The organism is Scytonema sp. PCC 10023 (genome assembly GCF_963920835.1).
In the GTDB taxonomy this organism is placed as follows: Bacteria; Cyanobacteriota; Cyanobacteriia; order Cyanobacteriales; family Nostocaceae; genus Kalymmatonema.
This window is the reverse complement of the sequence record NZ_CAWUDP010000049.1, coordinates 39,228-54,261: the sequence shown is the minus strand read 5'-3', so window position 1 is coordinate 54,261 and position 15,034 is coordinate 39,228. Positions and strand designations below refer to the sequence as shown.

The window sequence follows — 15,034 nt, the reverse complement described above, 5'->3', positions numbered from 1 at the left end:
ATGGCATTTGGTCTGCCCGGATATAGGACGGGCAAGATGCCCATCCCACAAGAATCTAGAACTGTATGCTATTCAAATAATATGTTCTTCACCCAGAATATGCTGAATATAAAGGTATATCCTTTTACTTATTTGAACACCCAGCAGGAGTAGACCCCAAACCATTGGCATTGGATGCATGGGAGATGAGGGTAACATTCCCCTTGCCGTCGAACACCCAACCTGTAGCAGGCACAATTTTCACAACGTTACTCTTAGATGGTGGTTTAGCAGCGCTTCCTTGTGAACGTTGTTGCTGTGTTGTAATAGCTGACAATCGAGTGTCTAACCAGACGACATCAGTGCTGAGGGGTTCGTAGGGGCTGGGAGGCAAACCACCGCGTCCGGTGATCGTAAATTTGTTTTTTTCTATGTCAGAATCTGTGCGAGCAATGGCAGCACAGCCAATGTCTGCTATTAGGTTTGATGTATCTGGTAACACTGTGGGGAGTTCGACTAATCCCAGGCTTTGGTCAGCATCCGGTGTATTGATAATGACCTGACCGCTAAAAGTTGGGTTGGTTAGGGAAATTGCTGTGATGTCGTTAGTTTGTAACCGTTCAGGTTTAAGTAGTTCTGGGTCGTTAGTTCCCAACTCGCGCACCAAGTCTTCTCGACTACGCTGAGTGAAGTTAAAAATGCCTAATGAGTTGATATCGATTGTACCACCTTTGCCTCTGTAAGCATTGGCGGTAATGTCGCTGTTTTCATTTGGAGCGCTGACAATAAAGCCCGACGGAGCATTGATAGTGATGTTACCGCCATCACCTCCCTGCTGTGCAGTACCTGCAGTAGCAGAGATGAGACTACCACGGCGTAGCAGCAGTAAGTCTCCGACTCGCAGGTTGATATTGCCGCCATTACCTGATGCAGAATCAGCGATGAACCTTGCGGAGTTATCCAACTGAACTTTAGGTGAGGTTACTTCAATATCTCCTGCACTTCCTGAACCTTGAGAACGTACAAACAAGCCACTGGCACCATTCTCAATATTTCTTGTAAAACCAAATTTGGCAATTCGCTCATTGAAAGTCGCATCACTGCCATAGACGATTACCTGGTCGGTAGCGTTAACCGTAATCTTACCTGCATTTCCCCTGCCAGAGGAGGTGGCGAGAAACTGTCCCCCATTGATAGCTTCAACCCGGTTCGCAGTCACTTTAATATTGCCACCATTGCCATCATTAGAGGTTGCGGTATTCAAAACTGCACCATCTGACACGGTAAAGGTGCGGGTGTTGATAATCAGATCCCCTCCTCTACCTGAGGAGCCGGTTCCTGTAGATAATTGACTGGAATATCCATAAGTGGAATTCGTTCCAGAAATCCTGACAGCATCAGTAGCATTAATTTGAATTGTGCCTGCATTCCCTTGTCCTGCGGTGTTGGCAGATATGACAGCACCATCAATTAAAGAGAACGAGCCAGCAGTAATATTGATGTTACCCCCATTGCCAACTCCCCCCGATGACAAGCTGACAATGGCGCTGGGGAATTCGTTCACCCCGGCAATCGTCACCCCACCTGTGACATCAATGTTGACATTCCCCGCATCTCCCTGTCCTGCTAACTGGTCAGGATTTACAAAAATTGCGCTTTGTAGTTGAGCGCCATCTGTGACGGACAGTGTTGCTGCACTGATGTTGATGTCGCCTCCTTTGCCCACACCACTTGGGAACACACCGCTAGTAATGAAGGTATTTCTACCTGTTATCGAAATAGAATCCTTTGCTTGCAGGAACACACTGCCTGCATCCCCTTGTCCGTTGGTACGAGTTATTAGTTGAGCATCATTTAAAGACAAGGAACCAGAGGTGATATTAATATTCCCCCCTTTGCCCACACCCCCATATGCCACATTGCTGAAGATGGTGCTCCTATTGGCAAGAGAAACAGAATCCTTTGCTTGCACGAACACACTGCCTGCATTCCCTTGTCCATAGGTGCTGGTATCGAGTTGAGCACCATCAGTTAAGGAAAGTGAGCCTGCTTGTACGAATACACTGCCTGCATCCCCTTGTCCAAAGATGCTGGTATCGACTAGAGCATCATTAGTTAAGGAAAGTGAGCCAGTGGTGAGAATAATGTTCCCCCCATTGCCATTTGCGCCTTCATAGGCTCCAGTGAATATCCCCGTTGGATAAGTGGCTCCTAAACCATCGAGTTGAATTGATTCAGAACCCGTGACTTCCAAGGTTCCTCCTGACTGAAACTCCAAACCTAAAGTACTCGCTTCAATCTGAGACCCTTGTTTGAGGGTGATTCGTCTGCCTTGTACACGAACATTTCCACCCCCGATTCCACTTGCATCTACAATTGCTTGTTGTGAAAGTTGAATATCTCGAAAATTTTGCACACCGCGATAATCCAAACTCCACCCGTTCGCAACCGGCACGAGACCCACCAAACTCTCTGACCCCACACTGCCCAATTCAATCCGCCCGCCTGTACTCTTTAGCGTTCCACCCAAGAATTCTAAATCACCACCAACCAATCCCAGGGTTTGATTGGCTCCTAACCGCAGCGCATTTGCTGTATCAATCAAATCAGTTGTTAACCTTGTCCCTTGACCATCCCCCTGTACTTGAATTTTTCCTGGATTCGCCCCAAATTGCAGACCCAATGGAACACTTATAGTCAGCAATGGTGTTGTTTGGGTACCGTCTGTCCTAAACTCTGTGCCATCAGCAAATTTCAGACTACTAGCGGTACTTGCAAAGAAAGAGCCGCCAATATCCAACCGCGCATTTGGTCCAAAGACAATTCCATTGGGATTAATCAAAAACAGGTTAGCTGTACCATTAGCGCGGATGAAACCATCAATGGTAGAGATTGACCCACCAGTCACGCGACTAATGATATTTTGAATATCTACAGCATTGTTAAAGAAAGCTCCTTCAGGTTGGCGAACAGAAAACTTTTGGAAGCTGTGGAATAGATTGGTTCCTGCTTGCGTTCCACCAGTGATATTGATGGTGTTACCATTGATGTTAACGATGGAATTATTGGGGAGAGTGGCATCCGGTGTAATTTGAGCCTGAACACAATTTGGACTCAAAGTATATGCACCACCAATGGCAATTCCTAATAACCAGCCCCAACGAGTAGTCATGGCAGACATTGCACCCCTCCAGATAGCAAGAGTTACTCAGTGTCTAGGAAACCAAAATTATCAAAAATCAAAATTATTGGTTTGATTTTTATTGTCAACTGCTCTATGCCTAAAATTACCTAAAATTAATAAAATTTTGTAGTAAGCGCTTAAGCGCTCACTACGAGATGCAATTACATTGAGATAAAAAATGTGACGATTTTGTTCAATCTTGTACCTTACTTTTCACGGGTTCGGTCGAACCTCGCTTCCATTCCTCTCTCCTGCAAGGAGAGAGGCTTTGACCTTACCCCCTTCCAGCTACAAACATTATTCCTTTTCCCTCTCCTTTTAGGAGAGGGCTAGGGAGAGGTGGGAAGGGGGCTGGGGGGTTAGGTTTCGCGTTGGTTTTTACACATGACGTGAAAAGTCAGAATCTTGTACTTGTCTGGCATAATTAGCCTTTGTATCGCCAAGTACTTTTGCTAATAGCTCACTCGCCAGAAATTTGGCAAAACACAGTCCTTTTGCGCGGTCCATCTAACTCAAAAAACAACACAGATTGATAAGTTCCCAAACCTAATTTTCCATCCACAATAGGAATGACTTCACTTGTACTTAAAGTCATAGCCATTAAGTGAGAATGAGCATTCATTGGTTCATCTGGTGGAATGTTTTCTCTTAAGTGCAGGTCATTGTGTAAATAGCGGTCTGATTCCGGTGCCAATTTTTGCAAATAAACTTTGATATCTTCTAACAATCTTTCTTCATATTCATTGATAGCTAATGCTGTAGTTGTATGGCGAGAAAAAATTAAAACTTGACCATTGATAATTGAGGTTAACGCTATCAAGTCTTGGATTTGGGGTGTGAGATTATGAATATTAATTTTTGGTTGTCTTTCGATTTCAATTAAGTTATTAATGATTGGCATATTGTCAATATTGTGTTGTTTATTTAGAAAGTTGTAGAGTGGGTATTTGAAAAGGTTCAGATTCCCGACTTCTTCAAGAAGTCGGGAATCTTGTTGTTGACAAATATTTAGGATTGCTATAGTTTCAAGTTCATGCGTTACACTGCCTTAACCCACCTTATACTAAGTTGCAGATCAAAACCTCACCCCTAACCCCTCTCCTTGCAAAGGAGAGGGGAAATAAAGCGCAGCTTTATTGGGGTAAGGTGTAATATCATGTTCGGCTAATTAGTTATAATTCAATACGGTTCAGATAAGACGAAAACCCTTAGTAGAACCACATTGTAGAGACGCGCCATGGCGCGTCTCTACAGAGAACGCGAATGCCACTAAAATCCTTAACTGAACCCTATTGAGTTATAATTCCCACGTTGACTGAACCCCACCCCTTAATCCCCTCCCCTTGCTAAGGGGAGGGGAGCCTAAGCGCAGCTTTGGCGGGGTGGGGTTCTTGAGGAATGATAAGTAATCAACCGAACCTGGTATAAGTCATGAACGCAACTTGGTATTAGAAATTATCCCTTGCAAACCGCGCACTAATCGCTCAATTCCTTCTTGTGCTGTCTCTTTTTGTAGCGCACCATAAGCGACGCGCAGATAGCATCCGTCATCCATGCCAAAAGTCGTCCCTGGAATGACGGCTACTCTATATTCGCGGATGAGTCGTTCGACTAGCTCAAAGGCGTTCATTGTAGTATGAACTTTCAGGAAAAAATAGAAAGCGCCATCAGCAGGGGCAATGGTACATAAGTCTTGTAAGCTGTTGAGATTAAGTACGACTTGCCTAACTTGGGCGATCGCCCCAATATGATTCTTCAAATAGTCCTCTTTTGCTTGCAACGCTCCCAAAGCTGCATACTGAGAAATCACAGGCGGACAAATCAGAATTGTATCTTGAACTTTTTTGACAGCGACAAGCAGGTGTTTGGGAATCACCATGTAGCCAATACGCCAGCTAGCAAAACCATAAGCTTTGGAAAGGCTAAACAGGGAAATAGTATACTCGTTACTTCCAGCGAATGCACCCGGAGAAATGTGTTTCACCCCGTCATAGGTAAAGTATTCATAAGCTTCATCGCTGATGTGGTAGATACCGCGATCGCGACAAATTTGATTTACTTGGCGCAACGCCTCTTGTGAATACACAGCCCCAGTAGGATTATTCGGGGAAATCGTCACCACTGCTCGTGTTTTTGGAGTGATAGCACAGGCGATCGCCTCTGGACGTAGCTGGTAATTTTCATCACATTTCACCAACACCGGATAGCAACCCGCCATTGTAATTGCCATTTCATGGTTGAAATAGTAAGGCGTATTAAGAATAACTTCATCCCCCACCGAAGTGATAGCGAGAATAGCGTTCATAAACGCCATATTGCTACCTGCGGTAACGACGATACAGTTTTCCTCATCAATTTCAATACCGTTGAAGGCTTGCAATTTTGCTGCTAGTGCAGTTCGTAATAAAGGAATTCCCTCAACATCTTTGTATAAATTATGAGTTGGTTCGGCAAGGAATTTCGGTAAAAATTCTATAGCTTCGGGCGGTGGACTATAGGAAACAACGCCTTGTCCAAGAGAAATGGTTCCGGGACAGCTTTTAATCAGTTCCCCAACAACAGGAATAATAGGCGACTGTACCGCCGTCATGCGAGAGATGAGAGATTCCATGCAATGTCACATTTAAGCTAAATTCAATTTTCTCTCAAAAGTTCATCTCATAGAAACTCATGCCAGTTAGAGCAGCCTAGAATGCAATATATAGCCGTTCTCATTTCGATGCAGTACGATTTCTTCCCCTCCCCGAAGCGCGAGGAGACAAAATACCTGACTTTTCACGTCATGTGGAAAAACCAACGTGAAACCTAACCCCCTAGCCCCCTTCCCTATAAGGGAAGGGGGAAAATTAAAAGCCTCTCTTCTACAAGGAGAGAGGAATGGAAGCGAGGTTTTCGGTGATACCGTGAAAAGTCAGGACAAAATACTCCCCCTCTCTGCTTGCGGAGAGGGGGCTGGGGGGTGAGGTTCCAATTCTCCCCCTCTCTGCTTGCGGAGAGGGGGCTGGGAGGTGAGGTTCCGTGTATTGCAACCAAAAGAGAAAAGCTACATATGATTGTTTCTTAACTCTTCACTTCTGATGAACACTATTACCCTCAACCTCAAACCTGTAATTGAACTAACCGACGAGCAATTTTATCAACTTTGTCGGAAGAATCCTGATATAAAATTTGAACGAAATGCTAAGGGAGAACTTCTTATCATGTCCCCAACCGGAGGAGAAACAGGAAACCACAACTCAGAAATTAATGCTGATTTTGTTATTTGGAATCGTCAAACTAAGCTAGGTAAAGTCTTTGATTCTTCAACTGGCTTTAAACTCCCTAATGGCGCTGATCGTTCTCCAGATGTCGCGTGGATAAAACAAGAAAGATGGGATACTCTCACACCCGAACAAAAAGAGAAATTTCCCCCAATCGCCCCAGATTTTGTTTTAGAGTTAATGTCACCTTATGATGATTTACAAAAAGTACAAGAAAAAATGCAAGAATACATGGAAAATCAAGTAAAACTCGGCTGGTTAATTGATAGAAAAACCCGTAGAGTAGAAATATATCGCTTGGGGAAAGAGGTAGAAGTTTTGGAATCACCAACAGAATTATCCGGGGAAGATGTTTTACCTGGTTTTATCCTCAATTTGCAAACTGTCTTTTAAAATTAGTAAGAATAAAAACTCAACATCAAGCCTCTTATACCAATTTTCCATAAAGATGCTCTTAAAAAATGAGGCGGAGCCTCCCTAACTCGTTCCCAGGCTCAGCCTGGGAACAAGAAGTTGGATGCTCTGCATCCTTAAAATCCAGAGGTTTTATAGACTGAGGGAAGATTAAGTGCAAGTTTACAAAGAATTGGTATTACAAAAGTCAAGAGTAATGAAAATTAAACCACAGATGTAGGCGTAAGCCGTGCCGTAGGCTACACAGATGCACACAGATGATTTATCTGTGTTAATCAGTGTTCATCTGTGGTTCTAAATATTCTTATGTTCTTTTTACAAAAAGTCTAATAAGTACGGGTGCAATGTATACACCCCTGTACTCAGCAGTTTTTACGCCGATAATGGCGGTGGAAATTTTATATCAGAATTGAATTGCTCAATATTTCCTGAACGATGAATCGGCAAAACATATTCTAGATTTTCATGGGGACGGGGAATAATGTGATGAGAAAGCACCTCACCACCATTCACTCGCGGTATCGCCTCCAATCCTGCGGCTACAGCAACATTAACTTCACCCACTACCCCCCGAATCAGCACAGTAATTCGCCCTAAATCAGTATTTTCATACCCGACAAGGGTAATGCGAGCAGCTTTACACATAGCGTCCCCTGCTTCTACTGCTGTGGGAACACCATAAACTTCAATCATTCCAAGTGCCAATGTCATGCTTGCCCACTCTAAACACTTGCTACAGCTTTTGGAGAGTTTATACGATTCCGTTTTCCTGTGATGATTATCTTAACTCTACCACTAGGAGCAACAGTGATTCCTCGCCGTTGAGGTTGTTCAGGTTAATTGGCAAAACTTATCTCAGACGAATATGTTGACATAATTTGTGTTTTATGTATTATTTTGATTGAAAAGGCTTAATCCAGCCAAGTTGCATGGCTGTATCCAGGAAAAATGCTGCCAATGCAAACCACAAAATACTCTCGACTCCCAGAACCACAAAAGGCAAAACACTTTTAGAATCGGACAACCCAACTTCCACCTGCGTCAAACCTCGCACTAAGCCAAATGCTAAGACTCCCCCGGCTTTGAGTTGAGGATTTTTATCTGAACGGATGATATAGCGGTAGGTAACACCAAAGAGCAAACCACAGAAACAAACAATTCCAGCACTTACTAACCATTGCAAATTGAACGAACCCGTGGCTAGACTCGCCAATTGGTCAAAATTTGTTGCTAGCACGAGATTATTTACCAAAGTAGTCAGAAAAAAGGCTACTGTCAGGCATAAACCCGCTAAGAACCCAGCTTTGAGGGATTCAATGCGTTCTGCCATGAGTTGATGATCAAAAATCTTGTTCACATCCAAACTTCAGTTCAAAGCGTGGTTCTAGTATTATTAATATTAGAGACGTTTGCTAAATAAGTTTAAAACTATCACTATGGACATTTTGACACTGGGTTGGGTTTCTTTACTGGTTGTTTTCACTTGGTCAATTTCAATGGTAGTTTGGGGTCGCAACGGACTCTAAGAAAATCGTGGAAAGTCCATTCCTGAGTATTTTAGTTTTAGTTGCTGCAGTGCTGCTTGTCGGAGTCACAGGAGGGGTTGGTTATTTGACGCTTGCAGATTGGCGCGATCGCCGTCTGCGAGAACAAGAAAAACGCGAAACACGAAGCACCACTCCTAAGAACACTGCTCCTAAGAAGAGTGATTCTAAGAACACTGCTAAGAAGCGCAAATAATTGCTTTTTTATCTCGCGCAAAGACGCGGAGGCGCAAAGTTTAACGCGCGTCTTTGTGTCTTTGTGCTTCGTTTCTCTGCCACATGGAAAAAGTGCAGAGAGTGTTTGTAGTACAATTGTTTTGTAAGACTACAAGGTAAGACTGATAGTCAAAATCACAATTACCTTAGAAGAAGACGTTCTCCCGTTTATAGATCAGCCAAGGCGATAGCTTCGCTGCTGCCTTCGGCAGATCACAGTGGCTATATTAATGCGCTGCTGACACAACACCGTTGTTAGATTTTGGAAGCAAAAATGATTGCAGCCCTCAAGCAGGATGCTGAAGATCCAGAGTATCAGCCTAAAATTGCTGCTTGGGATAGTGTTGCTAGAGATGCCATTAATGGGTTTATGGTTTAAAGCTATCAAGGAATTATAAAAAAAATTAGAATCAGGCGATCGCATTGTGGAGATTTTTTAGGCGATCGCTGTTCACATTACGTGTTTTCTTGCTTAGCTGGCTAAATAATATACTATATTCTAAAATATTCTAGTACTTTTGGTAAATTGGGTTTCACTTTGCTTAACCAAACCTATACAGGTTTAAGGTGATATTTTTGAACACAACTTGTTATCAGCTAAGTCCTCTTGCTACTTGGCGCAGAAGTAACGCCTACACTGGTATTTCCTTAAGTTAGTATTTCATTTTTTTCTGGAGACAATTAACGTGAGTGGAACACAAGCAACTTGGAGTGCCGATGGAAGCCATATTCCTTTTATAGATCCTCATACCAAAGCCAAGCATCAAATTCTTGAAACATATCTTGAAAATCTAATTTATACATTATATGGAAAAGCCAGGCGTGGAGTAACAACATTCACTTTTGTTGATGGATTTTGTGGAGGTGGTATGTATTATGACCAGGATAATAAAACAGAGTGGCAAGGCTCACCTATCAGATTTATAGAAGCTATTCGCGCAGGTTATAAGAAGTCAAAGCGCCATTATGACTTAAATGTAAAGTTCATTTTTATAGATAACAATCCAGATCATTTAGCTTGTCTTAAAAATTATTCCATGCTAAAAGCTGGTCTAGGCGAGTTAGTTAATGGGCAACCACATGAATTTAAAAGCGAAGTTGGAAAGTTAGTAGAAGAATGTGAATTTTTATGTGGCGAATTTGAGAACTTGGTAAATGAAATTATATTGAAAATCGATATTCGCAAAGGACACTCGTTCTTTTTTCTCGATCCCTTTGGATGGACTGATGTTTCTATGCAAAGTATTAGGAAAATTAATTGTTTAAGAGGATCTGAAATACTATATACATATATGATCAATTCTATTAAAAGATTTGTTCTTGATAGAGATGAAAAAGATAAAGATACATTTAATAGAATGCTAGAGGCAGAAGAATACTATAAATTGGATAACTTGAATAATTTTGAGAGAACTGGAGGTCAATGTTATCTCAGAAATGAATCTATGAGGTTATTTAGAGATAAAGGCAAGGCTAAGTATGTATTTACTTTTTCAATGATTCCTAGAGGAGATGTTAGTGTTTTATATTATCTCATGCATCTTTCTCAAAAACTTACCGCTTTAGAAGTAATCAAAGAAAGTTTTTGGCAAGAAAATAACTTAGATTATCAATATTATTTTGAATTATATGGGCATGGATTTAAAACAGCAGATTTTTATGAAGAAAACCAACTGGAATTGAAATTTGATATTACCAAAAATAGCGAAGACTTTTGTTTACAAAAATTGGATACTTCTTTAGGAAATATTATACGTAATAATCAAGACGGAATCATGTTTTCTGAGCTTTGTCATCAAACTATGGAATGTAATCCAGCTAGTAAAGAGCATTATACAAGGTATATAAATCTACTTAGAAATGAAAAAGAAGTAGAGATTTTGAGAAACGGTGAAATAGTAAAAGGGCGTAAAGTTGATTTATATAAAAAGGATATAATTAAATTAACTAGGTATAAACAGCTTTCATTTTTTTAATTTTTTTATCTAAATTATACAACAAAACTAAAGATGTGAGGGTTGTAATAATAACAAACTATATAAATAAAAGTGTGTGCTATGTCTATTGTTAAAGGCGTTGAAAAAATAGCTAATCCTCTGCAACAGAGCGCTCTTAACAAAAAAGGGCTATGTGATTATGTGGTTAATGTTGCATCAGGGTGTTTGCATGGGTGTACATTCTGTTATGTACCTTCAACGCCTGCAATTAGGACAAAGCAAGCACAATTGCATTCAAAAGGAGTAAGCGATCCTCAAATGGATTGGGGACAGTATTTATTTGTTCGAGAAGAGATACCTGAGCAACTAGAGAAAATCCTCAGCCGTAAAAGGTCTTGGCGTGAAACACCAGCAGGAAAAGGTGTAGTATTAGTCTGTTCTGGCACTGATCCCTATCAAACTAAACAGACTGCAAATGTTACGCGGGGTGTTGTTGAGGCTTTATCGAGATATAACAAAAAAGTCCGGATTCTTACTCGTGGTCTGTTATGGCTAAATGATATTGATATTCTTAATCGTACCAACGTGATTGTTGGCATGAGTTTACCATACCTAAATGATGAACTCAGTCGGCAGATTGAACCTCAAGCTCCTCCTCCTTCCGAACGTTATAAAGCAATGGTAGCAGGTCATCAAGCTGGCTGTAGGATGTATGTTGCAGTTGCTCCTACTCCTCCGAATATGACTTTAGATGATTTCAAAAGACATCTGGAAAAAATAATGTGTATAAATCCAGAGGTTATATTTTGGGAGCCTATTAATGCTCGCGGAACTAATGGAAAACGGATGATAGCAGCAGGCTTGGATTTTACCGATTCCATAAGGCATAAAAACTCATGGGCAGAATGCTTTAAAAGGCAATGGAATGACATTGAAACAGCCGCACGAGAGGTTGGATGTGAGGATCGGCTTCACATTTGGCCCGATCCTGAACTTAGAGGGTTTGTTGATGATCTCAAGCTGGATTATTGGTTGTATAAGCCAACTGTGGAAAAGTGGCATAGCTTGACATCCTCAAAAATGTAGAGACGCGAAATTTCACGTCTCTACATTTCGCGCCCTTCGCGCTATTCGCGCCTTTGCCGTTCCCTACAGTTGCTTCACTTCAGAAACCAACTTCGCCACCATATCCTTAGCACTACCAAAGAGCATCGTGGTTTTATTCTTGTAGAACAACTCATTATCTACACCAGCAAAACCAGTACTCATACCGCGCTTAATCACAATTGTCTGCTTTGCCCGATCTACTTCCAAGATAGGCATACCATAAATTGGGCTATTTGCATCACTCCGCGCCGCCGGATTTACCACATCATTTGCCCCAATCACCAAAGCTACATCTGTCTGATCAAACTGGGGATTGATATCATCCATATCATGCAGTTGCTCGTAAGGCACATTCGCTTCAGCCAGCAACACGTTCATATGCCCAGGCATTCTACCAGCAACGGGGTGAATTGCATACTTCACATCAACGCCCATGCGTTCGAGCTGATCTGCCAACTCGCGTACGCTATGCTGCGCCTGCGCCACCGCCATCCCGTAACCAGGAACAATCACCACGGAACGGGCATAACCCAACATCATCGCGCCTTCTTCTGGATCGATGCTGCGCACGGTTTGATCGGTTGTTCCACCAGCAGCAGCACCACCACCAGATGCACCAGATGAGCCAAAAGCACTGAACAGCACACTGAATAGAGAACGGTTCATCGCCTTACACATAATCTCGGTAAGGATTAAACCAGATGCTCCCACCAAAGCACCAGCGATGATCAACATATTGTTCATCACCACAAAACCAGCAGCAGCAGCGGCTATACCCGACAACGAGTTCAACAGCGAAATCACCACAGGCATATCACCGCCGCCGATGGGGATGACAAACATTACGCCCAGTACCAAAGATACAGCAACCACTCCCAAGAATACGGGTAGGCTATCCGGTGTGATGATTAAATAGGCACTACCTGCCAGATATGCAATCAGGAGAAGAGCGTTGATTGGTTGCTGCAAAGGAAATGTAATCGGGGTACCGCTGATTAAACCTTGTAACTTGGCAAACGCCAGCATACTACCCGTGAAGGTGACACCACCAATTAACACATCCAGCAGCATTGAGATGTTGACATCGAGGGGTATTGCTTCACCATTTCCCAGCAACCGCCAGAATTCAGCAACTGCGACAAGTGCTGAAGCTGCACCACCCAAGCCGTTGAGCAAACCCACCATTTGGGGCATTTCAGTCATTTGGACTTTGTAGGCGGCGATCGCCCCAATTCCAGAACCAATTGCCAATCCCACCAAAATCATCTCGTAGTTCAACACGTGCTGATCTAGCAGTGTTGCCACAATTGCTAACAGCATACCCACAGCTGCGACAACGTTACCTTGTCTTGCTGTCGCGGGTGATCCCAGCTTTTTCAAACCCAGAATGAATAAGGATGCAGCGACTAAGTACGTCAGTTGTATCCCAGTTGGTAAAAAGTCGCTCACGCCTTAATCTCCTTTTTCTTGAACATTTGCAACATTCTGTCTGTGACTAGGAAACCACCTACCACGTTAACCATTGCCAATATCACGGCAATCAATCCTAAAATGACTGACAAATTCGTATCTCTAGCACCAGAAGCCACAATTGCCCCGAGTACAGCAATGCCAGAAATCGCGTTGGAACCTGACATTAAGGGCGTATGGAGGGTTGGAGGAACTTTGTTGATAATTTCAAATCCTGTAAAGGATGCCAAAACAAACACAAATAAAGCGGCGATTAATGCTTCTGTCATCGATAAAAAAACTCCTGTTTGAAGGGAACCGCTGATGTACGCAGATGGACGCTGATAAAAACCAATCATCTGCGGTTAACATTATTCAACGTCCTAGCTCACTGTTGTCAAAGCTTGTAGCGCTTCTCGCACTCTTTGGTTGCGAATTTCGCCAGTGTGGGTAATGCAAGCGGCGTCGATGATGTCGTCGCCAAAGTTCACTTGCAACGCTTTGTCTTTAATCAAAAGCTGCATCAACGATGTCACGTTCTTGGAATATAATTGGCTGGCGTGGACTGGCAGTGATGATGGTAAGTTGATAGGACCAATGATGGTAACGCCGTTCCACACAATATCCTTACCGGGATCAGTGCAGGCGCAGTTACCACCTTGTTCGGCGGCGAGATCCACAATCACCGAACCTGGTTTCATTTGTGCCACCATCTCTTCAGTTACCAAAAGTGGTGCTTTTCTTCCAGGAACTTGGGCGGTGGTAATCACCAAATCAGCATTCTTGACGTGTTCGGCAACAAGTTCCTGGGTGCGCTGTTTGCTTGCTTCAGAAATTTCTTTGGCGTAGCCTCCGGCGGCGGTTGTTTCTTCTTCCAGTTTGACTTCGACAAATTTTGCCCCCAAACTTTGGACTTCTTCTTTGACGGCGGGGCGAATATCAAAGGCTTCTACGATCGCTCCCAAGCGTCTGGCGGTGGCGATCGCTTGCAAGCCAGCCACACCAGCACCCATGACAAATACTTTCGCTGGAGCTATTGTCCCAGCTGCTGTTGTCAACATCGGGAAATATTTTGGTAATGCTGCTGCACCAATCAGTACTGCTTTGTATCCTGCGATTGATGCTTGCGACGATAACGCATCCATACTTTGCGCCCGAGTCGTACGCGGGATCATCTCCATACTGAGAGCAGTTACCTTGCGTTCTGCTAGTTGCTGCGCTACAAATGGATTCCCCAAAGGATTAAGAAAGCTAATGAGCACAGCCCCATCATGAAGCAAGTCAATTTCTGAGCGTCCATCTTCTCGCTCTTGCGGAGGGCTGACTTTAAGCAAAATATCTGCTTCACTCCATAATGTAGCGCTATCAGCGATCACTTTAGCTCCTGCTGCCTCATAAGCAGCATCAGAAAAGAAAGCTCGCTCACCTGCACCCGTCTCTACCCACACTTCCAAACCTTGTTTTACCAATCGGGCAACGGTGTCAGGAATCAAGGCAACTCGACGCTCACAAACTTCAATTTCTTTGGCAACTGCTATTCTCATGCAATCTCCTTAAGATAAGTACCTATTTTCTTCAAGCTGTGAAATTTTTCAGGGTGAGGCAAGTACACGTATAGTGCCAGCAGCTATTAGCAGTTGGTTTGCCAAACTAGACTTAACCTTTGTCACACTTTACAATTACCTACCCAAAGCCTCAATTTTTTTCTCGCAGGATTTAAAGATTCCCATGTATTTGTATGCAAAGCCTATCTATTGCACATCCTATGTCAATCCCCAAATTTTGCTTCTTTGTCTTTAACTTCTTTTAGGAATTGAGAAATTCTGTTCCGATTTTTTTACATTCTGCAATATTGATAAAGTTCTCAAAAGCTCTCCCCAAATAATCTTAATAAATCCTGCTTTGAGTACAACTTATTTTAGCCAATTTCATCCAAGTTCACTA

Annotated in this window: 13 protein-coding genes; 5 read left to right on the top strand and 8 right to left on the bottom strand. The window is 42.8% G+C overall.

The window, feature by feature from the left end; all coding sequences use genetic code 11:
- Positions 1-124 precede the first annotated feature (124 nt).
- From ACM0OZ_RS26860 to ACM0OZ_RS26850, 3 genes are all read right to left on the bottom strand, one after another.
- Positions 125-3,160, bottom strand: a complete 3,036-nt coding sequence (locus tag ACM0OZ_RS26860) for a filamentous hemagglutinin N-terminal domain-containing protein (RefSeq protein WP_414585880.1) — start codon at positions 3,158-3,160, stop codon at positions 125-127.
- A 463-nt stretch (positions 3,161-3,623) separates the two neighbouring features.
- On the bottom strand, positions 3,624-4,064 hold the full coding sequence (locus tag ACM0OZ_RS26855; RefSeq protein ID WP_414585879.1) for a secondary thiamine-phosphate synthase enzyme YjbQ: 441 nt from the start codon (positions 4,062-4,064) through the stop codon (positions 3,624-3,626).
- A 528-nt stretch (positions 4,065-4,592) separates the two neighbouring features.
- Entirely contained in the window at positions 4,593-5,774 is a 1,182-nt protein-coding gene (locus tag ACM0OZ_RS26850) for a pyridoxal phosphate-dependent aminotransferase (protein WP_414585878.1), read from the bottom strand.
- Between the two features lie 466 nt (positions 5,775-6,240).
- Here ACM0OZ_RS26850 and ACM0OZ_RS26845 point away from each other — a divergent pair, with 466 nt between their 5' ends.
- Complete coding sequence (locus tag ACM0OZ_RS26845) at positions 6,241-6,816, top strand: Uma2 family endonuclease (protein WP_414585877.1); 576 nt, start codon at positions 6,241-6,243, stop codon at positions 6,814-6,816.
- Between the two features lie 393 nt (positions 6,817-7,209).
- Here ACM0OZ_RS26845 and ACM0OZ_RS26840 read toward each other — a convergent pair whose 3' ends face one another.
- Together ACM0OZ_RS26840 and ACM0OZ_RS26835 are read right to left on the bottom strand one after the other, a co-directional pair.
- A complete protein-coding gene (locus tag ACM0OZ_RS26840; protein WP_414585876.1) occupies positions 7,210-7,548 on the bottom strand; it encodes a carbon dioxide-concentrating mechanism protein CcmK in 339 nt (112 codons plus the stop codon).
- A gap of 181 nt (positions 7,549-7,729) precedes the next feature.
- On the bottom strand, positions 7,730-8,194 hold the full coding sequence (locus ACM0OZ_RS26835; protein WP_414585875.1) for a hypothetical protein: 465 nt from the start codon (positions 8,192-8,194) through the stop codon (positions 7,730-7,732).
- Positions 8,195-8,273: 79 nt separating this feature from the next.
- On the opposite strand from ACM0OZ_RS26835, the gene petN reads away from it, so the two are divergent.
- The 4 genes from petN (at position 8,274) to ACM0OZ_RS26815 (ending at position 11,620) form a co-directional block, all read left to right on the top strand.
- Positions 8,274-8,363 (top strand): cytochrome b6-f complex subunit PetN, encoded by a 90-nt coding sequence (petN, locus tag ACM0OZ_RS26830; protein WP_071599833.1) that lies wholly within the window; start codon positions 8,274-8,276, stop codon positions 8,361-8,363.
- A gap of 7 nt (positions 8,364-8,370) precedes the next feature.
- On the top strand, positions 8,371-8,577 hold the full coding sequence (locus ACM0OZ_RS26825) for a hypothetical protein (protein WP_414585874.1): 207 nt from the start codon (positions 8,371-8,373) through the stop codon (positions 8,575-8,577).
- A gap of 706 nt (positions 8,578-9,283) precedes the next feature.
- On the top strand, positions 9,284-10,573 hold the full coding sequence (gene tcmP / locus ACM0OZ_RS26820; protein WP_414585873.1) for a three-Cys-motif partner protein TcmP: 1,290 nt from the start codon (positions 9,284-9,286) through the stop codon (positions 10,571-10,573).
- 81 nt (positions 10,574-10,654) lie between these two features.
- Entirely contained in the window at positions 10,655-11,620 is a 966-nt protein-coding gene (locus tag ACM0OZ_RS26815; protein ID WP_414585872.1) for an SPL family radical SAM protein, read from the top strand.
- A 63-nt stretch (positions 11,621-11,683) separates the two neighbouring features.
- Here the strand turns inward: ACM0OZ_RS26815 and ACM0OZ_RS26810 are convergent, their stop codons facing one another.
- The 3 genes from ACM0OZ_RS26810 to ACM0OZ_RS26800 all read right to left on the bottom strand — a co-directional run bounded on the left by ACM0OZ_RS26810 (position 11,684) and on the right by ACM0OZ_RS26800 (position 14,634).
- On the bottom strand, positions 11,684-13,090 hold the full coding sequence (locus tag ACM0OZ_RS26810; RefSeq protein ID WP_414585871.1) for an NAD(P)(+) transhydrogenase (Re/Si-specific) subunit beta: 1,407 nt from the start codon (positions 13,088-13,090) through the stop codon (positions 11,684-11,686).
- Positions 13,087-13,380 (bottom strand): NAD(P) transhydrogenase subunit alpha, encoded by a 294-nt coding sequence (locus ACM0OZ_RS26805; RefSeq protein WP_414585870.1) that lies wholly within the window; start codon positions 13,378-13,380, stop codon positions 13,087-13,089. The genes ACM0OZ_RS26810 and ACM0OZ_RS26805 overlap by 4 nt, the downstream gene beginning before the upstream one ends.
- Before the next feature lie 93 nt (positions 13,381-13,473).
- Positions 13,474-14,634, bottom strand: coding sequence for a Re/Si-specific NAD(P)(+) transhydrogenase subunit alpha (locus ACM0OZ_RS26800; RefSeq protein WP_414585869.1), 1,161 nt, complete (start codon positions 14,632-14,634; stop codon positions 13,474-13,476).
- Positions 14,635-15,034 lie beyond the last annotated feature (400 nt).